At 58.8% G+C, this 23,268-nt stretch carries 19 protein-coding genes and 1 pseudogene; 14 read left to right on the top strand and 6 right to left on the bottom strand.

What is annotated here, in order from left to right; all coding sequences use genetic code 11:
- Positions 1-42: 42 nt before the first annotated feature.
- Complete coding sequence (locus PDM28_RS17945) at positions 43-750, bottom strand: basic secretory protein-like protein (RefSeq protein WP_311183078.1); 708 nt, start codon at positions 748-750, stop codon at positions 43-45.
- Positions 751-987: 237 nt separating this feature from the next.
- On the opposite strand from PDM28_RS17945, the gene PDM28_RS17940 reads away from it, so the two are divergent.
- Both PDM28_RS17940 and PDM28_RS17935 read left to right on the top strand, forming a co-directional pair.
- Positions 988-2,097: a TonB-dependent receptor plug domain-containing protein gene (locus tag PDM28_RS17940; RefSeq protein WP_311183077.1), complete on the top strand. Its 1,110-nt coding sequence runs from the start codon at positions 988-990 to the stop codon at positions 2,095-2,097.
- A gap of 10 nt (positions 2,098-2,107) precedes the next feature.
- A complete protein-coding gene (locus tag PDM28_RS17935) occupies positions 2,108-3,733 on the top strand; it encodes a TonB-dependent receptor (protein ID WP_343236713.1) in 1,626 nt (541 codons plus the stop codon).
- 39 nt (positions 3,734-3,772) lie between these two features.
- Here the strand turns inward: PDM28_RS17935 and PDM28_RS17930 are convergent.
- Both PDM28_RS17930 and PDM28_RS17925 read right to left on the bottom strand, forming a co-directional pair.
- A pseudogene (locus PDM28_RS17930) lies at positions 3,773-4,267 on the bottom strand (magnesium chelatase subunit ChlI family protein); the annotation flags it as partial.
- A 354-nt stretch (positions 4,268-4,621) separates the two neighbouring features.
- Positions 4,622-4,966: a hypothetical protein gene (locus PDM28_RS17925; RefSeq protein WP_311183076.1), complete on the bottom strand. Its 345-nt coding sequence runs from the start codon at positions 4,964-4,966 to the stop codon at positions 4,622-4,624.
- Between the two features lie 505 nt (positions 4,967-5,471).
- On the opposite strand from PDM28_RS17925, the gene PDM28_RS17920 reads away from it, so the two are divergent.
- The 11 genes from PDM28_RS17920 (at position 5,472) to PDM28_RS17875 (ending at position 20,128) form a co-directional block, all read left to right on the top strand.
- Positions 5,472-6,044 carry a cyclin-dependent kinase inhibitor 3 family protein gene (locus tag PDM28_RS17920; RefSeq protein WP_311183075.1) on the top strand — a complete coding sequence of 191 codons (573 nt, stop codon included), beginning with the start codon at positions 5,472-5,474 and terminating at the stop codon, positions 6,042-6,044.
- A 193-nt stretch (positions 6,045-6,237) separates the two neighbouring features.
- Positions 6,238-6,708: a hypothetical protein gene (locus PDM28_RS17915; RefSeq protein ID WP_311183074.1), complete on the top strand. Its 471-nt coding sequence runs from the start codon at positions 6,238-6,240 to the stop codon at positions 6,706-6,708.
- 2 nt (positions 6,709-6,710) lie between these two features.
- Positions 6,711-6,956 (top strand): metallophosphoesterase, encoded by a 246-nt coding sequence (locus tag PDM28_RS19335; RefSeq protein WP_425507614.1) that lies wholly within the window; start codon positions 6,711-6,713, stop codon positions 6,954-6,956.
- 533 nt (positions 6,957-7,489) lie between these two features.
- Complete coding sequence (locus PDM28_RS17910; protein WP_311183073.1) at positions 7,490-7,972, top strand: hypothetical protein; 483 nt, start codon at positions 7,490-7,492, stop codon at positions 7,970-7,972.
- 319 nt (positions 7,973-8,291) lie between these two features.
- Entirely contained in the window at positions 8,292-8,840 is a 549-nt protein-coding gene (locus PDM28_RS17905; RefSeq protein ID WP_311183072.1) for a HEPN domain-containing protein, read from the top strand.
- A 311-nt stretch (positions 8,841-9,151) separates the two neighbouring features.
- On the top strand, positions 9,152-10,084 hold the full coding sequence (locus tag PDM28_RS17900; protein WP_311183071.1) for a DUF4007 family protein: 933 nt from the start codon (positions 9,152-9,154) through the stop codon (positions 10,082-10,084).
- A complete protein-coding gene (locus PDM28_RS17895) occupies positions 10,074-13,394 on the top strand; it encodes a hypothetical protein (RefSeq protein ID WP_311183070.1) in 3,321 nt (1,106 codons plus the stop codon). Before PDM28_RS17900 ends, PDM28_RS17895 begins: the two co-directional genes overlap by 11 nt.
- Positions 13,387-14,226, top strand: coding sequence for a phosphoadenosine phosphosulfate reductase domain-containing protein (locus PDM28_RS17890; RefSeq protein WP_311183069.1), 840 nt, complete (start codon positions 13,387-13,389; stop codon positions 14,224-14,226). Before PDM28_RS17895 ends, PDM28_RS17890 begins: the two co-directional genes overlap by 8 nt.
- Positions 14,227-14,237: 11 nt before the next feature.
- Positions 14,238-15,395: a cysteine desulfurase family protein gene (locus PDM28_RS17885; RefSeq protein ID WP_311183068.1), complete on the top strand. Its 1,158-nt coding sequence runs from the start codon at positions 14,238-14,240 to the stop codon at positions 15,393-15,395.
- A gap of 75 nt (positions 15,396-15,470) precedes the next feature.
- Positions 15,471-17,960: a sensor histidine kinase gene (locus PDM28_RS17880; protein WP_311183067.1), complete on the top strand. Its 2,490-nt coding sequence runs from the start codon at positions 15,471-15,473 to the stop codon at positions 17,958-17,960.
- Complete coding sequence (locus tag PDM28_RS17875; RefSeq protein WP_311183066.1) at positions 17,960-20,128, top strand: hypothetical protein; 2,169 nt, start codon at positions 17,960-17,962, stop codon at positions 20,126-20,128. The genes PDM28_RS17880 and PDM28_RS17875 overlap by 1 nt, the downstream gene beginning before the upstream one ends.
- A 327-nt stretch (positions 20,129-20,455) precedes the next feature.
- Here PDM28_RS17875 and PDM28_RS17870 read toward each other — a convergent pair whose 3' ends face one another.
- Complete coding sequence (locus PDM28_RS17870) at positions 20,456-20,776, bottom strand: hypothetical protein (RefSeq protein WP_311183065.1); 321 nt, start codon at positions 20,774-20,776, stop codon at positions 20,456-20,458.
- Positions 20,777-20,895: 119 nt separating this feature from the next.
- On the opposite strand from PDM28_RS17870, the gene PDM28_RS19330 reads away from it, so the two are divergent.
- Positions 20,896-21,120 carry a helix-turn-helix domain-containing protein gene (locus PDM28_RS19330; RefSeq protein WP_425507613.1) on the top strand — a complete coding sequence of 75 codons (225 nt, stop codon included), beginning with the start codon at positions 20,896-20,898 and terminating at the stop codon, positions 21,118-21,120.
- A gap of 26 nt (positions 21,121-21,146) precedes the next feature.
- On the opposite strand, the gene PDM28_RS17865 is transcribed toward PDM28_RS19330, so the two are convergent.
- Together PDM28_RS17865 and PDM28_RS17860 are read right to left on the bottom strand one after the other, a co-directional pair.
- Entirely contained in the window at positions 21,147-21,581 is a 435-nt protein-coding gene (locus tag PDM28_RS17865) for a hypothetical protein (RefSeq protein ID WP_311183064.1), read from the bottom strand.
- On the bottom strand, positions 21,571-23,097 hold the full coding sequence (locus tag PDM28_RS17860) for a site-specific integrase (RefSeq protein WP_311183063.1): 1,527 nt from the start codon (positions 23,095-23,097) through the stop codon (positions 21,571-21,573). Before PDM28_RS17860 ends, PDM28_RS17865 begins: the two co-directional genes overlap by 11 nt.
- Between the last annotated feature and the right edge of the window lie 171 nt (positions 23,098-23,268).

Genomic DNA, 23,268 nt, shown 5'->3' with positions numbered 1-23,268 from the left:
TGACCTGAAACGGAGCGATGCCTCCGTAGCTACGCCACCGCACTACGCCTGCTTCCCACCCGCCCGCTGCGCAACATACGCCTCCCACAACGCGGCCAGATCATTCCCGGTGCGCTGCTTCCACAACGCCGGCGTGTAACTGCCCTTGCGCAACGCCCCATCCAGCGCTTCCACCAACCCCGGATGTTCCGCCTCGCTCCACTTCAGGAACGCGCCGGTCACCCGGTACCCCGTATCCACCTTGTGCTCGGCCTTGACCTGCGCCGGCAGCGCCCAGCCGCCGGCGGCATTATCCACGCCGTAGACATCGCGCGCGTAGTCGGCAATGCCCTCCACCAGCCACGAAGGCGCCTGCTCGCTGGCGTAGCCCGGGTAGCCCTGCACGATATGCATCGCTTCATGGGTGACCAGGTCGGTGTCGTTGGGATGCTTCTCCAGCCAGCGCGGATTGATGGTGATGGTGGCGGCCTTCTCCTTCTCGCCGACATAGGCAACACCGTCGTAGGACGGGTCCATGACGATGTGCACGCTGGAAGGCGCGGCCGGGTGGAAGTCGGCGCGTTCGCGCGGGTAGGCGGAGAAGAAGGTGGCGATGATGCGGTCGCGCACCTCCGCGTTCGTTGAACCGCTCGGGTCCTGGTAGGTCAGCGTGACCCCGTCACGGGTCTGCGTGATGTCCGCAGCATGTGCGGCGGGGAAGGCGAGGACGGCTGCAACGGCAGGAACGATCAGGCAACGGCGCAAACGCATGGACGGCACTCCGGGACGTGACGGAACAAACGCGCTGATCCTGCACCAGCCTCCGGGACCGCCGCAAGTGCCATTTCGTTCGATCTAATCCCGGGAAATTAGTTTCATTACAAATTATTGACAACCAATTTAGATCGATCTAGAAAAGTGGCTCCCCACGCTTCACGGAACCCCCCGCATACCCAACCCTCCTGCGCCGGACCGGCAGCGGGAGACCTTGTACTGGAGAGCTGCAGAATGAAGCGCACGTTGCTGTCGTTGCTGGTGTCGTCCGTACTGATGTCCCCCCTTGCCGCCCAGGCACAAGCCACCCCGCCCGAAGAAAAGGGCACCGAGCCGGCCACGCGCCAGCTCGATGCGGTGAATGTCACCGGCTCGCTGATTCCCCGCGCACAGATCGAAGGCCCCTCGCCGGTGACCACCATCACCGCCGAAGAAATCGAGGCCCAGGGCTTCACCACCGTATTCGACGCGCTGCGCTCGTTGCCTGTTGCCAATGGCTCGGTGCAGGATTCGCAGGGCACCGGGTTCTATACGCCGGGCGCGAAGACGGTCAGCCTGTTCGGCCTGGACCCGAGCTACACGCTCACGCTGCTCAACGGGCGCCCGCTCAACAGCTACCCGCTGGCCTACAACGGCAACACCAGCATCGTGGACATCGCCAACATTCCGCTGGGCATGGTCGAACGCATCGACGTGCTCACCGGTGGGCAGTCGTCGGTGTACGGCTCCTCGGCCGTGGCCGGCGTGATCAACATCGTGCTGAAGGACAAGGTGGAGGGCGCGCACTTCCGCTACCGCGCCGGCGGCTACAGCGACGGGGGCGGCTCCAGCCAGCGCTTCATCTTCAGCAACGGCCACACCTTCGGCAACCTGGACCTCAGTTACGGGCTGGAGTACACCAAACAGAAGCCGATCTTCGCCTCTGACCGCAGCTACATCGACAGCGTCAACGACAGCCCGACCGGCCCGCAGGATCCGTCGCGTACCTTCCTGCGCATGCAGATGTCGCCCAACGGCTACATCGATCCGGGCCAGGCCACGTGCGAGCCGCTGTCCTATCTGTTCGGTGGCAGCACCAGCTACGCGCACCGCAACGCGGCGGGTACCGGCTACTACTGCGGCAGCCCGAACAATGTCGGCACCGCCACGCTCTACAACAAGAGCGAGGACGTGAACGCAACCACGTTCCTGCGCTACCACCTCAGTGAAACCACCGAGCTGTACTCGGACATCCTCTTCAGCTACGGCCGGCCGACCTACTCGGGCGGCAGCCCGTTCTGGAACAAAACCTTCTACAACCAGACCAGCCAACTACGAGCAGTGGCAGCGCATCTATGCGCCTGAAGAAGTGGGCATGGATTCGAAGGACCAGCGCGTGTACACGCGCTCCTGGAACATCACGGCGGGTGCGCGTGGCGGACTGGGCGACACCGGGTTCGACTACGACGTGTACGTGAACCGCTCCAGCACCGACGTGACCCGCAAGTCCACCGACTTCCTGGCGGTGGGCGGTATCGACGACTATTACCTCGGTCCGCTGCTGGGCAAGGTCAATGGCTACGACGCGTACGCGCCGAACCTGGACGTGCTGTACCAGCCGCTGACCCGCGGCCAGTACGACCAGTTCAGTGGCACCAACCGCGCCGAATCCAACGCGTCGCGCACCGGCGTGACCGCGCTGGTGACCAATACCTCGCTGTTCGAGCTGCCGGCCGGCGACGTCGGCTTTGCGATGATCCTGCAGGGCACCCGCGAGAAGTTCTTCAACCAGTCGGCCGATCCCAATGCCGCCACCCTGTTCCGCGGCCAGACCGCAGGCACCTCGGCCGAGGGCCAGCGCGACCTGTACGCGATCGGTGCCGAACTGCAGGTGCCGATCTTCGACACCTTCAGTGCCAACCTGTCCGGGCGCTATGACAAGTACTCGCTGCAGGGCGGCGGCGGCAACGGCAAGGCAACCTGGAAGCTGGGGCTGGAGTACCGCCCGATCGACTCGCTGCTGCTGCGCGGCAGCTATGCGACCGCCTTCCGCTCGCCGGACATGTTCTACCTGTACTCGCGCGAGAGCAGCGGCTACACCACCAACGTCGACACCTTCCTGTGCCGGCAGGCGGGGTTCACCTCCGAGAACTTCGACGAGTGCCCGCAGTCGTCCCTGTCGGTGCTGTCCTCCAGCACCGGCAACCGCGACCTGAAGGACATCACGGCCGAAACGTTCACCTACGGCTTCGTCTGGTCGGCGCTGGACAATGCGTTGAACCTGTCGGTGGACTACAACTCGGTGAAGATCGAGAACGAGGTGTCCATCCTCGGTACCGACAGCATCCTCACCTCCGAAGCCAACTGCCGACTGGGTACGTCGGAGAATGGCGACGTGAACTTCGACATCAACTCGCCGACCTGCCGCCAGATCCTGGCCCAGGTACAGCGCCTGCCGGCCACCGACCCGATCAATCCCAACGGCGTGTCCAAGGTGTTCTCGTACCCGATCAACCTGGCCAAGCAGCGCCAGACCGGTATCCAGGCAGCGGCCGACTACAAGTGGAGCGCGGGGCGTGCGGGCGACTTCGGCGTGAACGCGGGCTACTACCGGCCGCTGAAGCACGAACTGCAGCAGCAGGAAGGCGACCCGGTCTACGACATGCTGTGCTGCGCCAACTCCAACGAGCTGCACTACCGGGCGACGTTCGGTGCGAACTGGAACATCGGCGCGTTCAGCACCAACGTGTACGGCATCCGCAATGCGCCGACCTGGAATGCGATCGGCGAAGAGCGCAACATCGGCCCGTGGACGACCTGGAATGCCACGGTCAACTACCGCATCAACAAGCTGGCCAGCGTGATGCTGACGGCCAACAACCTGACCAACGAGCGACCGCCGGTGGACCGCACCAACGGCAACTGGCCGTACTACGACCAGGGTGTCTACAACGCGTTTGGCCGCTCGATGTTCGTGGAGCTGTCGCTGGACTTCCAGTAAAGGGCTGCCGGTGTGGGCGCTTGTGCGGGCACCCCGGCTTCATCCAGTTCCGCCCCGATCCACCTGCCTGTACCCGATCGCCTCAGCCAGGTGCTCAGTGGCAATTCGCTCGCTATGCGCCAGATCCGCCAGTGTTCTAGCCACACGCAGAATGCGATGCATCGAGCGTGCAGAAAGCTGCAGCTGCTCGACGGCTGATTCCAGCAGGTGTTGATCGTCGGGCTCGAGTCGGCAGTGGAGGTCCAGCTCCGTCGGTAGCAGCTGGGCATTGGGCTTGCTGCTGCGCTCGAGCTGCACATTGCGCGCGGCCACCACGCGTGCGCGGACGGTAGCGCTGTCTTCTCCACAGGGCGCGTCGCTTCGCAGCTCTCGTGGTTCCAGTCGTGGCACCTGCACATGCAGGTCGATGCGGTCGAGCAGCGGGCCGGACACGCGACCGCGGTACCGCTGGATGGCTTCACCGCTGCAACGGCATCGGCCACTGCGGTCGCCGGCCCAGCCGCTTGTGTACATGTAACAATGCATGCATGGACAACATGAATTATCTATATGGATCAGCATGTTGCGGAGTATTGCCTTGTCCATTGCCGAAGTGCTTGTGCATGGACAGTTTCTCGCACAATTTTGATGCCCGCGGCGGGGCACCCCGCATTGGATTGATATTGGCTGGTCGTAGCGGCTTCCCAGCCTCCCATCCAGCAGGCCTATTCAGATCGTCGCTCGTCTGACGCCTTCCGCAGCTCTCTGGGAAGAAAGATGAGACATCCAATTGGACACCCGGCGGCCAATGAACCGAATAGCGGCGGGACACTGTCGCTGGACTGGGCAGAGAAGCCAGCCAGGCCACGCCCGGATTGGCTATAGGCTCTCTTCCCTTCGGCAGTGACACTATTCCTCGATAGCGGGCCACTCAGGCAGGTTATTGGCTTCCTCCGTATAGGCCCTTAGGTGATCGATGTAGTCGCCTTCCAACTTGGCCTTCCACAACGTGTAGTACGCGATTTCATATCCAATAAGACACAACTCAAGAGCTGCCAGAAGATGCGATCCCTGCGTGGCAAACGTGTAGATGCACAGTGCGGCGATCAATGCTGACCTGAAACGCGTCGCGCGCTTGGCGCTGATGATTTTGGACCGTGTAGGGCGGCCCATATGGTGAACAATCCATTCCTTCGGCAACTCGCGTAGTTGATCGTTGCTCAGCTCATCAAACCGCACGTCGGAAAATTTCATGCCCTCTCCCTGTCCGGGTTGTTGGCGTATCAAGTTCGGTTGGCGCCAATGTCGGCTCGCCCGCTTACAGCAAATCGCTCAGCGCCGGCCAGCTACGCCCCAAGGGCAAGCAGCCGGGTGTGTACGCCATGCCAATCTTAGTGATCAAGGCAAAAGTGGCGTGGCCATCCCGTGGGGAAGGGACTTCATCGATAACCTTTCCACGCTCGCCAGCTTGATGACTAGTAGCAACTGGGCCAATCGGGATAGCGCAAACCTCCCTGCTAGGGTTGACTTACGTTGCCAAGTGAGTTCAATCCGTCTGGTCCCTAGACCCGACGGTTTGATTGCCGCATCGGACTGTCAATGGGAACGCTGCCCGCTGGATCACCTCGTCCGGACGTACCAGTAGGCTCACGCATTGGACTTTTCGCTCGATTAGGCGCAGCGTTTCAGACGGCGCCGGAACTGGTTCGGTGTCGATTCGCCCGCCTTCCCTGTGGAGCGCACGGGCTGGAGTGCTCCGATGGTCAGGACAAGTCTTACCCATCCCTTGAACATTGCCACCCTACCAGTGGGAAGTTGCGGTGGTGCGATCGGTGTCACCTTCGCCCCCGGGAAGTACCAAGAGGTCGCAATGACCGGTTCTTGGGCTAGGGATCTGGATCTGGATCTTGGCGTGATCGTCAAATGGGGGGCACGGCACCTGATCACCCTGATCGAGGCATGGGAGTTTGAGGAACTACGTGTCTCTTCATTGCCTCAGTGCGCGACCACACATGGTCTGATATGGCACGGACTGCCGATCACTGACGGCGCTGCGCCGGACGAGCGGCTACTTGACCGCTGGAAGAGCTTGGGTCCAATGCTCTGTGCGGAGCTTTTAGACGGAGCCAAGGTTGTCGTCCACTGTAAGGGCGGGCTTGGCCGCGCCGGCACAGTGGCGTCCATGCTCCTATTGGAAAGTGGCTCTGCCGTCGATCCGGAGGACGCCATGGCTAGGGTTCGATTTGCACGCCCTGGTGCGATTGAGACAACACAGCAGGAGACGTTTATCCGCTGGTGGGCAGAGTACGTCAACACCACGTGTCCGGACTGAGCTGCGGCTTGGATCAGGCGGTGCGCAGACTAAGTCGTGAAATGGGTCATTGATTTTGTGGGGCTGCGTTGAGGGGGCGGTCCGTGGCTGTACCAGTAGGCTCACGCCTCATGCGTACCAGTGGGGTCACGCGCTAGACAGCGATCAGACAAGGGAGGAAGGTGGGCGCACGCACCTATGGCAGAGGCAACATATGAAGCCGACCATCTTGGCACTGGACCTTGAGGGTACGCTCATCTCCAATGCAATCAGCCAGATCCCCAGGCCAGGGCTCTATCGGTTTCTGGAGGACATCCAGTTGCTGTTTGATCAGCTGATGATGTTCACGACAGTTCCCGAAGATCGCTTTCGCGGTATTGCTACGCTACTCGTTCGCGAAGGCAGCGCACCTGACTGGTTCGCAGGGCTCCATTACATCAACTGGATGGGAATGACAAAGGACCTGCTCCAGGCTTCGCCGCGCCTGGGCGACGCTCTACTACTGGATGATCACGGCCCCTATGTCCACCCGGGACAGGAGCATCTCTGGGTTCAGATTCCTTTGTTTGGGTCTCCTTATCCGTCAGAAGACGATGGACTCAGCGTCGCACTTGGACGACTGAGTGAACGAATTGGCAATGTTGGCCAATATGGAAAGGAGGTACGCCAGAGTAGGGACGTCTAGCGATGCGCATCTTGATCCTGTCCGACCTGCATCTTGAGGTATGGCGTGATGCGCCGAGGCAAGCGCAAGAGATCCTTAGGGCGATGCAGCCCAACCTCGATGTTTGCCGACCAGACCTGGTGATACTGGCTGGCGACATTGACGTGGGTGATCGAGCTTTGGCGTGGGCCGACCGGGGCTTCCCGATCGTCCAGTCATCTATGTGCACGGAAATCATGAGGACTACGCCAAGAAGAGCGACACGCTGAAAGGAAAGTTGGCGGAGGCTTGCTCTGCCTTCGTTCACATCTACTCTCTGGGCGAGTTGGCCATAGATGGCGTCCGTTTCCTGGGTGCGACCCTATGCAGCGATTTCCTGGTGCTAGGCGCAGACAGCATCCAAGAGGCCATGCAGTTGGCCGGTTCCGAAATGAATGGCTATCGTAAGATCAGGCTCGCCAAAGTCGGGTACCGGAGAGTCAAGCCTTAGGAAGTTGCCCACTGGCACTGGGAGGATCGCATCTGGTTCCAGCAGCGTCTGGAAAAGTCGTTCGATGGATCGACGGTCGTTGTGGCGCATACGGGGCCGTCTTCGAGATCGGTTCCTGAAGGATACAAGGGGCAGCTTCTGTTGGCGGGCTTTGATTCAGACCTGGTCGCTTAGGTCTGCAGAGCGCATCTGTGGGTACATGGCCACATCCACGACTCGATGGACCACCTGCAGGGCAAAGCCAGAGTGATGTGCAACCCTCTAGGCTCCCCTTTACGAAGTGCTGACGGGCATTGGTTTTCAGAGAACGGCATGTTTGATCCGAACCTGGAGGTTGAGATGGGCACCCTCGCTCCAAACCAGCAGATCCTGCACGGCGCCGCCGCCATGCGCGAGGCACTGGCAGAGCAATGGCTCAGTACCGCCGAGGTTGGCGCTCGCCTCGGCGGAAGGCCCAGCACCGCCATCCGCCGCGCAAGCCAACTACGCCGCGAGAGCCAGCTCTTGGGGGTGTACGTCACGCAACCTGTGCCCTGCTACCGCTATCCAACCTGGCAGTTCCTTTCCGATGGACAGCCCGTAGATCATTTGGCAGAGATACTGACACTGTTGCGCGACTACGGTCCCTTTCACCGTGAGCCGGATGGCATGCGTCGTACCACCGGCTGGGGTGAAGTCGAGTGGTTCCTTTCCCCGCATGTGCTCCTCGACGGCGCCCGGCCGGCTACGATGCTGACCGCCGACCCGGCTCGCGTTCTGCATGCCGCTCGCATCGAGTTCGGGATCGATGTCTGAAAGCGCAGATGCTGAGCTGACTAGCGGTCAACCTATGATCAGAAAAAGGTCACGCCCCAGCATTGACAGCTACTAGGTTCCCGCTGGCCCCCAGTAGTACTGGCCAGATTCTCGTGCGTACAAGCGAGCGCCTTCGTATCGCCATCGATCATGACCAATGCCATGAGCAGCAAGGACAAAACAGCTCGCCGTCGCCGTGCAATACTCGACGCAGTCAACGGGCGCCTTGCAATCCCGGCTGGCCGGCGCCCTGGTTCCACAAGTAGGTGGATGATTGAGGGGGCTCTCAGGATCTTTCGTCACCCAAAAGGACTTAGCGATGACATCTCAGGCATTCCAGACCTTCACTCATGTCATCCAGGATGCGGCTGACCTCCTTGCACACTTCGATACGATCAATTCCCAGCCTTCACCTGACAACGCTGAAGTGCTCAAGCGCGCCGGTCTGGTCATGGCGCTCGCAGCTCTTGAAACCTACGTTGAGGATCGGATCTGCGAGGCTGCTGAGCATGTAGTGGGCAGGGATGGATCGGGAGGTCGAATCAGGGCGTTCTATCTGGCTTCGCTGGAGAACGACTTGAAGTACTTCCACACGCCTACCCCTGATCGTGTGGGGAAGATCTTTGAGAAGTACTTGCAGATCAATGTTCTCGAAGGGTGGGTCTGGAATCACTATGATCCTGCTCGAGCCAAGGGGCATCTGAGCGCGATCGCGAAAAAGCGGGGGGACATTGCCCACCGCTCTCTCCGTCCTGTGCCGGGTCAGCCTGTGTCGCATGCGGTCACTCGAGAGGACCTTCGAAAGCACATTCGATTCATTTCTGACCTTGTAGCTGCCACCGATAGGTTCATTGAAGCCAAGCTCTAGACGTTGCTGCTTTCTGGTCTGGCCCATGAGGTTCTGCCGGTCACTTGTTACGCGCGACTCCGGCACACGCCCCCGTGTCCCTAACGTTGAGACGGGGATATGAGGAGGCGACGAAACGCATTTGGGGTCTCTCCCGCGCACCAGGTGGAAATTACCCTCAGCACGAATTCCGGCTCGGCAACTCTTGGTTTCATTAAAAATGCATAATATTCAATGAGTTGTTTGATTTTTAGCTGATGCGACATCAATGAGCTGGCGTAGCTCTCCAGCCGCAACTTTGAACTGGTGGACTCCACCAGTAGACTCTAGCCATGACCTCGATCCCGCTCCCTACGCTTGTTCAGTTTTCTGGCCACGAGACGTTCCCTCTCCGGCAGCTTTGGCTGCGAAAGGCCTACGACGCTGCCGCAGAAGGAGAGGGGCGTCCGGCCAAAGAGGTCTTTGCAGCTGAAGTGGGGATTCGCCGCTTTGGTGTCGGTAAGAACATGGTGGCAGCCATTCGCCATTGGGCGATGGCCTGTGACGTCATAGCCGAAACCCGGGACGGACGCATTTCCATTGCGCCGACCGGCCACGCTCTGTTTGGCAGGGACGGTCTTGATCCATTCCTAGAGCGTCCGGCAACAGCTTGGTGGGTCCATTGGCTGCTCGCGGGCCGATCTCAGCGTTCAACCACTTGGTGGTGGGTCTTCAATCAAGGCGCGCAACACGCCTTTGATGTGGAACTCCTGACAGATTCGCTCAAGGCAGCTGTCGAGCAGGCCGGTCACAAGACCTCGCGGGTGACGCTCAAGCGTGACGTGGAAGTCTGCCTGCGGTGTTACGCAGCTAAACGTGATGGTCGCGGGGGCGACGAAGCTGCCGAGCCACTTCTGTCTGAGCTCGGACTGATCAACGAAGGAGGGGGCGGATCCTTCTCTTTCTTGCGCGGCTCACAACGCTCTTTGCCTGAGGGCATTTTTGCGATGGCATTGCTTGAGTTCTGGGCGGATCGTGATTTGCGGCTCAGTACCGGTCAAGCGACGCTCTCTTTCGAGGCAATTTCACACGAGTACGGCTCCCCTGGCAGGGTGTTCAAGCTCGATGAGAGAGGTATCGAAGACCGACTCTCGGGGCTCGAGTCGCTGACGGATGGTCAGCTTAGGTGGACTGATACCGCGGGGGTAAGACAGGTCAGTCGACAGATTCGCGGAGCTCAGGAAGAACTCACTGCAGATCTATTCAGGAAGGCTTATGGCAAGTAATTCGCGCCCGTTGGTACAGGTTGCTTCGCGCTTTCAACGCTCGGTGCAGCTGGAATCCGACCTAGGTCGAGAGGATGCGCTTGACGGCTATGTGCTGCATGGCAGTGGCGAACTTGCTCTTGAGACGACCGCACGCTACGTGAGCACTTCCCAACAGCGTGCCTTCACCTGGACCGGGCCCTACGGCGGAGGTAAGTCGACTCTCGCGTTGGCGCTAGCGCAACTGACCGGTGGTACGCCGCAGGTGCGCAAGCGCGCCAAGGTAGCGCTTGGGCTGAGCGCTGCCGACGAGGTTGCCCGCGCATTTGGCGGCCGCAAAGCGTGGGCGGTGATTCCGTTGGTGGGGCGTCGGCAGTCGCTTGAGTCCGCCTTGAGCCAAGCCATTGATAAGTATGCACCCTTGCGCGGAGCCAAGCGCATGCGAGAGGGCGTGCGTGATGTTGTCAGTGAGCTGATTAAGCGTGCTGAGAATCCAGACGTTGGTGGTGTGCTTGTCATTCTTGATGAAATGGGCAAGCTTCTGGAGGCTGCTGCTGCGGCGGGAGAAGACATCTACCTGTTGCAAGAGCTAGCCGAGGCGGCAAGCCGCTGCGAGGGTCGTCTTGTCATCGTGGGTGTACTGCATCAGGCCTTTGAGCAGTACGTAGGAAGATCACACCGCGGTGTTCAAGCGGAATGGGCTAAGGTGCAGGGTCGCTTCGTAGACATCCCTGTGGTGGCCGGTACGGACGAGGTCATCGGCCTGATTGGCGGCGCGATCGAGTCAGAACAGGACCATCCTAAGTCGCTCAAGGTCAGCCGATCGATTGCAGACCAGATCAGGCTGAGACGTCCCTCTTCTCCCGCCGCACTTGCCGATGCGCTTGACGCGTGCTGGCCGCTTCACCCTGTTACTGCTGCCCTGCTGGGGCCCTGTTCGCGCCGGCGGTTCGGTCAGAACGAGCGCAGCGTGTTTGGATTCCTTAGCTCGGCCGAGCCACTGGGGTTCCAGGAATTCCTGCGGGGCCAGACGGGAGAAGTCGCCGCCGTCTACAGTCCCGCGCGCTTCTGGGACTACCTGCGCGTCAACTTCGAGCCGGCGATCCTGGCTTCGGCCGATGGACATCGTTGGGCGGTGGCAAGTGATGCAATTGAGCGGGTGGAGGCGCGCTTCCAGGAACCTCATGTGGCTCTGATCAAGACAATTGCGCTGATTGACATGTTTCGGAACGGATCCGGTGTTGCGGCGACCAATGAGGTCCTGCAGCAAAGCATTCCCGGTCACACTGCCAAGGATATCGCAGCCGCCCTGGCGGATCTTGTGATGTCCAGTGTTGCTGTGTACCGAAAGCACCTGTCGGCTTGGGCCGTGTATGCCGGCAGCGACTTCGATATTGAAGCGGCGGTTGAGCAGGTTAAAGGTAAGCGAACTCTTTCCATTGATCAGCAGTTCAAGCAGGTTGGCACGCTCCCCGCGTTGAGTGCGCGTAAGCACTATTTCCTGTCAGGAACACTGCGCTGGTTCGAGCGAGTTGTGGCCACGCCCAAGGCTGCTGGTGAAATGCTTGATTCTCCAAGGGACTCGACTGCAGGTCGCTTCATCCTGCTTGTTCCGGACGAAGAAACCTCTCCGCAGGCACTGCGCGATGCGACGGTGGCCTTGGCGAAGCGCTGCCAGGACTCGCTTAGCGTGATTGGTGTACCGAAGCTCCATCTGGGGTTGGCGGAGCAGGCCACCGAGCTCGCGGCTTTGGAGCAGGTGGCCAAGGCGACGCCGCAGCTTGATGGCGATTCTGTCGCCAGGCGAGAGATATCTGCGAGGTTGGAACATGCTCGCCACTCGCTGGACGCCGATCTGCGAGAGGCGTTCTCTACGGCGACGTGGCACATTGGATCGGATGTGTTGACCAGCACTGTTGACGATGGTCTTTCGCCCATCGCCAGCGTCGTGTGCGACAGGGCCTTTGCTAGAGCGCCGCTGGTGTTCAGTGAGTTGGTCAATCGCGATACGCTGTCGTCAAATGCTGCAAAGGCTCAGCGGCTTTTGATGCACCGCATGCTCTCGCATGCCGATCAGAGAGAGCTTGGCTTCGAGGGGTACCCCGCTGAAGCAGGTCTTTATCACACCATCCTGGCTCCGCTTCAGCTCCACGGGCCCAACGGCGAAGCAGCAGGCTTCCGAACGCTGGCGCAGTTGGAGGAGATGGGCGGCTCGAGCATCATTGCTCTCTGGCAGGATTGGAAGCTTCAGTTGGTCCAGTCAAGATCAACACTTCCCCTGTCTGCGCTGTTTGAAACAGCCAGACGGGCACCTTACGGGGTGCGCAATGGTCTGATTCCGATATTTGCACTGGCCTTCTTCCTAGCTCATCGCAGTGAGATCACCCTGTATATCGACGGGATTTTCACGCCGGAGATGAGCGATGCTGACTCCGATGCATGGCTGCAGGATGCGGCCCGAATCGGTTGGAAGTGGCTTCACATTGATGATAGCGCGCGCAAGATGCTGCGGCAGCTTGCGCGCCGCCTTGAACCTATCGCCGATCGGCCCGTGCAGGCTGACCCTTTGGATTCGGCCAGGGCACTGGTGGCGTGGGCGTTCTCGCTCCCTACTTGGACTCGTAAGACTGTCTCGGTCAGTGAGCCGGCCCGGAATGTGCGCTCTGTTCTACTTCGTGCCTCTGATCCTCTGAAGACGATCTTCGTCGACCTCCCGGACGCGCTTGACCTCAAGCCAGGCAAGGAGATCGTTGACGTCATCATCAATGTGGTCAATGAGCTCGACTCGGCCTACGAGCGAGTGCTCAGAAAGCTTGGGGATCAGTTGCTGATTTCCCTGGCTCACTCAGGACCGCTCTCACGCCTTCGGTCGCGGGCGAAGGCAATCGCTGGAAGGACAGGGGACTTCCGAATCGATGCGTTTGTTTCCAGGCTGGCTGAGTACGATGGGCTTACTCCCCAGAATGAGAGTCTTGCGTCGCTGGCGACCAACCGTGCTGCTCGCGACTTCACCGACCAGGACATTGAACGCGCAGGGATTCAGCTGGCTGATTGGGCGTTCCAATTCCGACGCGTGGAGCTGCTGGCATCAGTTCAGGGTCGGCCGTCTGGCCGCCATGCGCTCGCCGTTGCCTTTGGTAGCCAGAAGACCGTCAGTGCCACTATCGATGTGGCCGATGAGGACCGCGAGCTGATCTCGCAGGTCCGTGATGTGATCCTTGCTGCGGCAAAGAGAGATGGTCTGTCAAAGGAGCTCTACCTTGCAGCCCTCGCAGAAGCTGGTGCAATGATGCTGGAGGATGGAATGGCGACGGAGGCCCGTAATGGTTGAACATCATGTTCTAGGAATCTCTGGAGGCAAGGACAGCGCGGCACTAGCTGTATATATGCGGCTCAATCATCCCGAGCTGGATCTCAAGTATTTCTTTACTGATACCGGCAAAGAATTGCCGGAGGTCTACGATTTCCTGGGAAGTCTTGAAGGGTTCTTGGGCAAGGAAATTCTCAGGCTCAACCCGCAGCGCGACTTTGACTTCTGGCTGCGGGAGTACAACAACTTCCTTCCTTCGCCTCGAAGCCGGTGGTGTACCCGTCAGCTGAAGCTGACCCCGTTCCGGAACTGGATCAAGCCTTGGCTTGAGGCTGGTGACAAGGTTCACAGCTACGTGGCCATCCGCTCGGACGAGAATCACCGCGAAGGATACGACTCGGGCCATCGGAACTTGACGGTCCACCTCCCGTTTCGCGAGGCTGGCATCGACCACTCTGGCGTAATGGAGCTTCTGGAAGGTGCAGGTGTCGGCCTGCCTAAGTACTACGAGTGGAGGTCTCGCAGCGGATGCACCTTCTGCTTCTTCCAGCAGAAGATTGAGTGGGTGCGACTCAAGCAGCAGCATCCGGAGCGATTCGAGGAAGCTAAGCAGTACGAAAAGACAGCCCTGGAGCATGGTTCGCCGTTCACCTGGAGCGATCGAGAGTCTCTGGCCGATCTTGAGCAGCCCGAGCGTATTGAAGCGATCGAGCGCGACTTCGAGCGAAGGAAGGAAAAGTCCTCAAGCCGAGGTCGGGTCAACCCACTTCGGCAGGGAGTAGAGTTGCCGGCGGGCGTTGAGATGGAAGAGGTGTTCGGCGAGAGCACCGCCTGCGTCATCTGCCAGAAGTAGAAGGTCCGCCAATGAAGCATTTAGAGCCCATCTATGCCGACTTTGCCTCCTCTGCGCCCCCGTTGCCCGAGGTCGTAGATGCCATGATGGAATGGCTAGGTGGCTCTCACGCGAATCCTCACGCCGACCACTTGCCTGGACATCGCGCCGCCAGAGCCATTGACGATGCGCGGCAGCACATTGGAGACCTTCTCGACGCTGACCCGGACGGAGTGATCTTCACCTCCGGCGCGACTGAGTCAAACAATCTGGCCCTGAAAGGTCTGGCCGGCAATTGCATCGGAGGTCTGTATTTCAGTTCCTTGGATCATAGCTCCATCGTTGAGGTGGCCCATCACCTGGCCGAGACTGGCCAGTGCCGCGTTGGTCGGCTGCAGCATGATGCACAGGGAAGCATCTCTCCTGCGGCTGTGAAGAGTGCACTGACGACCGGCAGGGGACGCGCACTGGTGGCACTGGCGCATGGCAACAATGAAATCGGCACCATCCAGGTGCTGTCTGAGATTGGTGCCGCTATTTCGGGCGAAGGTCATCTGTTTCACGTGGATGCATCCCAGACGGCGGCCCATGTTCCAATTTCTGTCCAGGACATGCGGATCAGCACTCTGAGCATCTCCGGTCACAAGCTGTACGGTCCTGCGGGTATTGGTGCGCTCTGGCTCGACCCTACGCTCAAAACCGAGCTGTCCCCGCTTCTTCACGGAGGCGGGCAGCAGGGCGGGGTGCGCTCCGGCACCGTTCCCACTTACTTGGCTGTCGGGCTGGGTGTTGCGGCTCGGCTTGCTCGAGATCGTATGGGACAAGCGCGCGCTCATCTTCAGGCGATGGCCTCGCAGTTCATCGGCGCCCTCGCGAGCCATGGCATATCGCCAGTTGTCATCGGCCACCCGTCGGATCGTCTGCCCGGGCACCTTAGCGTCCGCTTTCCTGGGGCAGGAGCGCCGGACTTGCTGGCAAGGCTTCTGCCATTGCTGGCGGTCTCATCGGGGGCAGCCTGCTCTGCAGGGGAGTTGAGGGCGTCTAGGGTCCTCAGAGCGCTTGGCTTGGATGAAGAGACGGCTAGTGAGGGGCTTCGAATCAGCTTTGGGCGATCGACGACCGCTAAAGAAGTTGCACAAGCTGCCGAATACATGTCAGATGCCGTCCGAGAGGTCCTAGATTCGATCTAGGCGCGCCCGCTGGTACAGAAGAGAGCTCGGCGGGTATGGAAATCTTGGCGGAACTAGCAAAGGGACGTGTAAGCGATGGCAACCCGCAAAAAGAAAGTAGTGTCAGTTCGGCGGCAGAAGCTGAAGGTGGCTCCGAAGCGGGTCAAAAAGCCTACTGGACCAAAGTCATTCCGGGTTGCCGCGCGTACCATTCTCCATCTTGGCCGGGAGCTCATCACGTCCGATGAGATCGCGATCAATGAGTTGATCAAGAACGCTTTCGACGCAGGCTCTCCCAATGCTGACGTAACTATCGTTTGCCCGATCCCTCCTGCAGAGGTGGCAAGCCTGATCGAGATGGTTAGGGATAGCAGTGAGACGCTTGCGAACGTCAGGAAAGGCGTGATCGTGGAGCTGAACAATGCAATCGAGGAGCGAGACCTCAAGAAGGTTGCAGTCGATCACTTTGATGGTTGCATTGAAGAAATTGGTCGCGCCCGCAGCGATGACGCGATTGTGGACATCTTGGAGAGGTTGAATTATCTCCAAGTGTCTGACGCTGGTCATGGAATGGCCTCCAGTACGATCGTGCCGGTCTTCCTCACTGTAGGCACAGACAACAAAGTCCTAAATCCGAGCAGCCCGGATGGCACTGAGCGCCTGGGTAACAAGGGCATTGGTCGCTTGGCCATGATGAGGCTCGGCGACCGAGCGAAGGTCACTACCTGGATCGAGGGCTCGTCGCGAGCTACGGCGGTGGAGTTTGACTGGCGCCAGTTCGACAATGCTGATCTGCAAGTTAGTGACATTCCTATCGCAACCAGCCGTTTGAAGATCCCTGGCGAGAGTGCCAGCGGTACACAGGTACGCGTATTCCCACTGAAGAGCGACTGGACTGAGAGTAATGAGCAGCTCGGTGGCCTGAAGTCATTCATCAGACGCCTCCGCAGTCCCTTCTCGGCTGTCAGAAAATTCAAGATTCGGGTCTCGGTGAACGGTTCAAGGCCAATTCCGACTCCCCCGCTTCATGACTCGATGCGGGGTCATGCCGACCAAGTCCTTGAGCTTCGCTTTGACCCCAAGGGTGTCTTGTCACTGACTGATCCACTGCTGTGGATGAAGCTGACCACTGGCGAGGATGTGGATAGCGCTGAAGAGCAGCCGCGCTCAGCTAGCGCGGTCCTTCGCATACTGACCGATACCGACGGCGCCAGGAAAAAGGCAAAGAAGCACGCAGTGGCGGTCAACGATCAAGCGACGCCTATCGATCTCCATACCTTGAAGGCCATCGGCCCATTCAAGCTCCACATTCTTCGTTTCAATCGCCGTCAGCTTCGCGAGAAGGTCAAGCAGGATTGGGACTTGGTGCGTAGAGAGCTAGATATGTGGTCGGGTGGCATTGCCATCTACCGAGACGGCTTCCGTGTCGGCTTTACTGGTTCCGACAAGGACGGTGACTGGCTTGGTTTGGATGCGAAAGCCCTCCGTGGCAGTGGCTACGTGGTCAATCGAATTCAGGTCATGGGCGCCCTGGAGATTACGCATCGTGGAAACCCAAATCTTCGGGATCTAACAAATCGAGAGGGCCTGATCTCGACGCCGGAGGTGGAGGCGCTCAAAGAACTGCTCATTCGCGTCGCCATCAACCCCCTTCGCGCTCTGGTACAGATGGAGGATCAGAAGACCCGGCAGCAAGATCTTGAGCGTCTGGTCAGCGATGGAACTTCGACTCTCGCAGACCGACTGACACTGGCCAAGCAGGATATTGCTTCGCTTCGCACTTCAGCTCCCGAGCCACTCAAGCGGGCCATTAGCTCCCTCGACTCGCATCTTCACTTCATTTCCGCCCAGGTCACAAAGTTTGAGAGCGCTGTGGAGAAGGCTGGAGAAGGCCGAGAAGAAATTCTTGAGCTTGCGGGCGTTGGCAATGTGATGCACGGCGTAATGCATGAGCTGACCCGGACCACGGCCCAAACGAGAGAGCTCATCAGGAAGATCTCCGGTCGAGCTGACAAAGATACGCAGGAACTACTCGACAAGCTTGAGCAGGAGATCAAAGCCATCAATGTTCGCCTGCGGCAGATGGACCCTCTCATGCCTGGTGCTCGCCATGTAAAAAAGGACATCGACGTAGAGCGCCTAGTGAGAACGATCGCCTCTGGTTACGAGACGCGCTTTGCCAGGCATGAGATCAGTCTTGTGATCGAAAAGCCGGAAAACTCCGAGGCATTCCTTGTGAACATGGTTCCAGGGTTCCTCAGTCTTGCTCTGGAGAACCTCATCAGTAATTCGGTCTACTGGTTGGCCGAGCGTGATGACAAGACCGTGTCGGCGAAAATCACGATTGATATTGATCCAGGCTCAAACACCGTGTCGGTTACGGACAATGGCCCCGGGGTCAAGCTTTCCGATCGGGAGCGTGTTTTCCATCCCGGATTCAGCTTGCGCGCCAAGGGTAAGGGCTACGGCCTGTATCTGGCCAGAGAAGTCGCCGAGTACCACCAAGGGCGTCTGTATCTTGATGCCTCCGTCGGCGACTGCGGTGGTCTAAACACTTTTGTTCTCGAGCTACCAAGGAAGCAATGATGGAAATCAAGGACTTGATCCAGGACGCCGGCATTCGGAAGGTCCTCTTTGTCGATGACGACCTTCGCGATAGGCCTGCGCTCACTGATGTCGACCAGGCCTCGCCGCCTGCGCATCTGGTATCCGATATCTTGCGTGATACCACCGATGACGACAACGAAGCGCTGGTGGCTGTTGCAGCCGCTCACGGAGGGAAGACTGGCAACGAGAATGAGCTGTTCGATAGCCTCCACATCCCGGAGGTGCTGGCGGAGGCGCCGGAATCCATTCGGGTTCCATATGAGACCGCCAGAGAGAAGATCATTGCCGCAGGCGCCTCGGTGCGCAAGGTCATCGAGTGGGTGAAAGATTGGACAGGCAGTGAGCCTGTTGTTCGTACGGCGCCGAGCGATACGGTAGAGGCGCCGGGCGACATCTTCGATCTTCTCGTGATCGACTACTACTTGGTCGGCGAAAGCCCGGATGAGACCGCGCCATACATCAAGAAATTGTTGAAGCTGCATGAAGTGGAGGAGAAGCCTCTTCTCGTAGTGCTCATGACGTCGAACGGCGGCGGTGTGATTGCCAACATGCAGACCATCAAGAAGGAAATTGCAGTCTCCAGCGCTCGTTTCCGAATTCTGGAGAAGCCATCGCCCGCGCCTGGCGGTGGAGTGGTGGTGATCAAAGAGCGCTGGGCGCAGGCCTTGACCCAGCTTGCGAGCCAGCGCCGCCTCATCATTCCTATGGAGAACTTCGTCAAGGCTTGGAAGGTCAGTCTTGAGGATGCGGCAAGGGCGATGGAGCTCAGGCTGCTTGATCTCGATGGCAGTGCCTTTGCGGTATTGGAAGCGACTGCCAAGGATGACTCAATGGAGATTGAAGAGTACTTGTCCGATCTGCTTAGCCGTCGCGTCATGGCAGAGGCAGAGGAGCGCGGGGCTGTTCTTGAAAGCGTCAAGGCGCTTCAGCGAGTCATGGATCAGGAGCGTGACAAGATCATGCCCATCCTTACCAGAGGTGTTGAGCTTCGGGATGCGCAGTTGGGTATCAGGAGTTTGATGTCCGACGTAATCTGGCATCGACCGGCCTGGTGGAAAGTGCTAGGGGAAATTCCAGCTGTGCCTGAGCGTGAGAAGGTCGAGCCGACTGCGGTCGCTGAAGTTGCTGAAGTGATCGAGGGCGCCGCCGGTAAGCTCGCTGATTCAGACGTCGGATTGTCGCCGCGAGCTGGAGGAACTGAGGTCGCTAAGCGATTAAAGGAGGTAATGGCAGGTGCTCGGGAAGAACAATTCGATGAGTACGCCGATCATCTACAGCGCGCTGCCACCAGTGAGCGCCTCCAGTGGCTGAAGCGGCATGTTCGATTTGGCACTGTGCTGCAGGAACGACGTGCCAATGGTCGTTACATTCTGAACATCACTCAGGCATGTGATGTCCAGCAGGTACCCCTCGATCAGGTCAAGGATGCTGCATACCTCTTCATTCGTGGAGATATGGCGGCTGTAGACGTTGGGATTCACGGCGAGAAGATGGTTGAATCGCAGTTCTTCCACAGCGACCGAGACGTTGACAGCTTCCACGCCTTCCACTGGAACTTGCGTCAGCCATTCACGCCTACGATCTCTGAGCTCCTGGGAGGTTTAGAGGATTACTTGATTGTTGGGCAGCTTCGCTACGAGAGCGCCTATCGTGTACTGGCGAAGTTTGCTTCGCAGGCGACCCGCGTCGCTGAGATTCACATGCCCAAGTTCTTCCGGTGGCCGGTCCACATCTTCCAAGTCAGTCGAACGAAGCAGTGGGTGCTTCTCAATCGGGGCGTTGAGCTCTCGTCGAGCGCTTGGCATATGACGCAGAAGCCGGATAAAGGCTGGCAAATTCAGTTCTCTGTCGAGGAGGCTTCCTCTGCAGTGGAGCTCATCCCGGACTTGGGCGTGCCCAGCCGTGCCGATGGAACCGATGAGCCAATGTCAGAGGAGAACAGGGGGCGCCTCATGAACGCGCTGTCTACTGGGATCACGCTCAAGGGTGTCTTGGCGATCAGCGGTAATCTGGCCACAGCGGTCCGAGTAGTCGCACCTTCCGGCCAGAACGAAGCGGAGCTCATTGAGTTGCTTGAGAAGAAGATCAGCGCAAATCAGAAGTCGATAGGCCATGTAGCTTTCGTACTGGCATCAGCTCACAAGTGATGTAGCTAGCGCAGGCGCGGGGCTGGGCTGGATACTTGAGATAGAGGTGTTCCACTGGTCGGCGCTGAGCGGGCGTCCACCACCGGTGCTCCCAGGTGCTGGCGCACCGAGGCTAGATCGCGGTCCTGACCGCGGCAGATTAATGTCAGCGCAGTTGGCCCTCTGAAGATGGACGTCTCGCTGGGGCGACGAACCCAGCCATCAGCATACTGTTGGTTTGGGGAGACTATGTGGAGTGCAACGTGATTTCGTGGTGCGTAGGCTCATGCCCGTCGGCGGGTAGAGCCTACAGCCGCCTGTTCAGCGGTCGTCCGAGCCGGTGGCGGTTCAAGGCCATTGGCCGCGCGAAGCGATAAAAAGGTGCATCGCGTGCCGAGACTCCATGGCTCGTTCTGGAAGCTCGATCTTCTGCTGGTAGCAAATGGAGCGGGCGTAAGCGATCTGGGCTTTCGTCGGTCGCTTGATGTCCCAATCGAGCATCTCAGGAACTAGTCGAGAGAGTTCGGTGGCAAGTCGTCTGGATAGATTACCTGCGTCGGCACACTGCTGGAGCTTCGCAATCTGTCGACGGAGGTCCACTTCGGACTCCGGGCTCAGCGAAAGCTCGAGGGTGAACTCTGACTCAGCATCTACTAAGAAGAAGCTCATGCTCGCATTCCTGCCATGGTCCTTAAGTAGTCCTGGTCGCCCGATGCCCGGCCAGTACCGGTCGCGATGCTACCGTAAGTACTGTAGACCAAAAGTACTACAAAACGAAAGCTTAGGGAGTGAGCACTCTCAAGCCCCAGCTAGCCCTTGGCGCCGCCGTTAAGGCGAGACGGATGGCGTTGGGAGTGTCTCAGGAGGACTTTGCGGAGCAGTTGGGAATGCACCGGACCCAGCTAGGGCATATCGAACAGGGCAAGAAGGATTGTCGTCTCACAACGCTCATCCGGCTCGCCGACGCCTTGGGGCTGTCGGCTTCCACGTTACTAGAAGCTGCAAAGTTATAGCTGCGAGGCAGGCCTGCAACGTCCGCTCAACCTTCTTTGGCTGTCGGTTTCTTCTGGGGAAAAAAGGTCACATTGTTCTCGGGCGCAAGAGCCCGAAGTCTGCCGCACTCCAGGGTGAGCTGGACTATCTGCGCGTCAGCTGCCACTAGTAGCCTCGCCATTTCGTCGCGCTGTTGGGTGAGGTCGTCTATCCGCTGACGCAGGCTTCGTGCCTTTTGCCGCTGGAGTATCCTGGAGCCAGTGGTCGGCCTATCTGGCAGTTCATGAGCATCGATCCACTGTTGGATCATGGCAACCACCTGCGGGAAGCGAGATTTCCGCAGTGCCGACGGAGTGACACCTGCCTCTCGGGCAACACTGGCCTGGGAAACCGGCGTGCCAATGGAGCAGATGAGGGATCTTCCTGCCTTAAGGCGTTCAAACGCCTCGATGAATGCAATTTCTGCCTTATTAATTTTCATTGCTTGAATCGCAGTAGTTGATTGCACTCTTAAGCGCCTTCACTTGGCCCGTCAGAGCCACATGAAGCGGACTGTCCGGAGCTGCACTTGCAAGTCTCCTCAGTGTGTCATCCAAGAGATGGCGAAACTTGTCGACCCGCGTCCTATCGTACAGAAGGTACTCGCAAGGCTTGGGGAGGCTGCACGCGACAACGTTCTCAAAGCCTCCAAAGCTGCATGGCTTGGGAGTCGCGCAACCACCGAGGAGATGCTGTCGGTACTGTATCTTCCCTGACTTTCCAGCGGCGACCAAAGTCTTATGATCGGTCGCGGACACGATATTAATCAATCGATCCTTGTGTCGTTCGCCATAAGGACTGACGAACTGGTCGCTTCGCAGGTTGGAAAACTCATGTGCGAGGATCTGATACATGTTGCGAACATACTCGCCCCTGGCGCCATCGTTCATTCTTGCGCCCAAGAGTAAGTGGCCTCGTCCGTAGTAGCGGGACATGGTGAGGCCGGTGTGCTTAAGCTGATACTGAAGGCTCAGGTCACTAACTATGCCTGACGAGAGCATGTTAACCGCACCAGTTCTCCGTAACTGATGCCACCCAAGCCGCCAAGTGAGTCCAGCCTCAATCTTTGTAGCCAGCGCCATAGGGTTCAGGTGTCGGCTCACGACCATGTCCGTCTCGGTAATCTCCAACGATGACGATGGTATGAGCTTAGGATGCCTCGCTAGCTCCCTTGGGAGCTCTTGGGGATCTTTGGTAACGTTAAGATCCCAGTAATGGGATTCCGGTGCTGACTTGCGACCCTGCCAAGGTTCATAGGACCTAGGAAAGAGGGGGGCGTCGTCCGGGATGATTGATTCCTCGCCCAGCCGCTTCCGTCTGCTGTCAAGCCTAAGCTTGGCGACAATCTTGGCCGCGCGTACTGCCCGCTCACAGTCAGAGGACACTATCCATCTAGCGCTGTAGTCCTTGACTGTCTTCGTAGTTTTGCCGCGAAGCAGATAGATTGTGTCTCCCAGAGCATCTCTCTCAATCACTAGACAATTGAGGGGCAGGCTTGACGCCTCTTCAATTCGCATTAGTGAATAGGAGATGATCTGAATTGACGCGGACAAATTGACCAGTGTGGCAATGCTCGACATGACGTCTGTAAAGCTATGGGTGTTGAGTAGCCATTTCGATGCTAAGGCTGTCAACGCGCGCGTTGGCTGCGCGGGCGTACCGGTTTCTTGGAGCTTCTCATCAACCAGCTGCGTGAACGTCGTTGAGTATTCTTCCGCTACTGCGAGGAACTCATCGATGAAAAGCAGAGAGCGCTGCATTACGAACGTCCAGATGCGGGGCGGGATGTACGGTGTCTGGATCCTTTGATGATCCGGAAGCCTAGCGGCAAGTGCGACGATCTGATCACGATGCAGGATGAAGAATCCAAGATCGTCGCGAGCCTCATAGAGGTCATGAAGAATACGAAGAGTGTGCTTCGCTCCAGATGGCTTGATCAGCTTTGCAATCTTTGACACGACTCGCGGATGCCGGTGCAGTCTGTCTGCCGTAACGCCATTGCTTGCGCAAAGAGCGAAGATCGGCTTCATAAGTTGCACGCGCGTGCTCAGCTCTGTCGCTGTCGCGACTCCAATACGGCCCCACAGCCAGTACGAGGCAACGGTTCTAAAGATCGCTCCGTTGGCTGG

The organism is Stenotrophomonas aracearum (genome assembly GCF_031834615.1).
In the GTDB taxonomy this organism is placed as follows: domain Bacteria; phylum Pseudomonadota; class Gammaproteobacteria; order Xanthomonadales; family Xanthomonadaceae; genus Stenotrophomonas; species Stenotrophomonas aracearum.
This window is presented reverse-complemented; position numbering and strand designations above follow the sequence as displayed.

What these genes read in the sequence shown, in the direction of transcription:
- PDM28_RS17915 (WP_311183074.1), top strand. Translation starts at nt 6,238, where the DNA reads ATGAAGCCGACCATCTTGGCACTGGACCTTGAGGGTACGCTCATCTCC.
- PDM28_RS17895 (WP_311183070.1), top strand. Translation starts at nt 10,074, where the DNA reads ATGGCAAGTAATTCGCGCCCGTTGGTACAGGTTGCTTCGCGCTTTCAA.
- PDM28_RS17885 (WP_311183068.1), top strand. Translation starts at nt 14,238, where the DNA reads ATGAAGCATTTAGAGCCCATCTATGCCGACTTTGCCTCCTCTGCGCCC.
- PDM28_RS17920 (WP_311183075.1), top strand. Translation starts at nt 5,472, where the DNA reads ATGGTCAGGACAAGTCTTACCCATCCCTTGAACATTGCCACCCTACCA.
- PDM28_RS17905 (WP_311183072.1), top strand. Translation starts at nt 8,292, where the DNA reads ATGACATCTCAGGCATTCCAGACCTTCACTCATGTCATCCAGGATGCG.
- PDM28_RS17945 (WP_311183078.1), bottom strand. Translation starts at nt 750, where the DNA reads ATGCGTTTGCGCCGTTGCCTGATCGTTCCTGCCGTTGCAGCCGTCCTC.
- PDM28_RS17940 (WP_311183077.1), top strand. Translation starts at nt 988, where the DNA reads ATGAAGCGCACGTTGCTGTCGTTGCTGGTGTCGTCCGTACTGATGTCC.
- PDM28_RS17870 (WP_311183065.1), bottom strand. Translation starts at nt 20,776, where the DNA reads ATGAGCTTCTTCTTAGTAGATGCTGAGTCAGAGTTCACCCTCGAGCTT.
- PDM28_RS17890 (WP_311183069.1), top strand. Translation starts at nt 13,387, where the DNA reads ATGGTTGAACATCATGTTCTAGGAATCTCTGGAGGCAAGGACAGCGCG.
- PDM28_RS19335 (WP_425507614.1), top strand. Translation starts at nt 6,711, where the DNA reads ATGCGCATCTTGATCCTGTCCGACCTGCATCTTGAGGTATGGCGTGAT.
- PDM28_RS17935 (WP_343236713.1), top strand. Translation starts at nt 2,108, where the DNA reads ATGGATTCGAAGGACCAGCGCGTGTACACGCGCTCCTGGAACATCACG.
- PDM28_RS17925 (WP_311183076.1), bottom strand. Translation starts at nt 4,966, where the DNA reads ATGAAATTTTCCGACGTGCGGTTTGATGAGCTGAGCAACGATCAACTA.
- PDM28_RS17865 (WP_311183064.1), bottom strand. Translation starts at nt 21,581, where the DNA reads ATGAAAATTAATAAGGCAGAAATTGCATTCATCGAGGCGTTTGAACGC.
- PDM28_RS17875 (WP_311183066.1), top strand. Translation starts at nt 17,960, where the DNA reads ATGGAAATCAAGGACTTGATCCAGGACGCCGGCATTCGGAAGGTCCTC.
- PDM28_RS17910 (WP_311183073.1), top strand. Translation starts at nt 7,490, where the DNA reads ATGTTTGATCCGAACCTGGAGGTTGAGATGGGCACCCTCGCTCCAAAC.
- PDM28_RS17900 (WP_311183071.1), top strand. Translation starts at nt 9,152, where the DNA reads ATGACCTCGATCCCGCTCCCTACGCTTGTTCAGTTTTCTGGCCACGAG.
- PDM28_RS17880 (WP_311183067.1), top strand. Translation starts at nt 15,471, where the DNA reads ATGGCAACCCGCAAAAAGAAAGTAGTGTCAGTTCGGCGGCAGAAGCTG.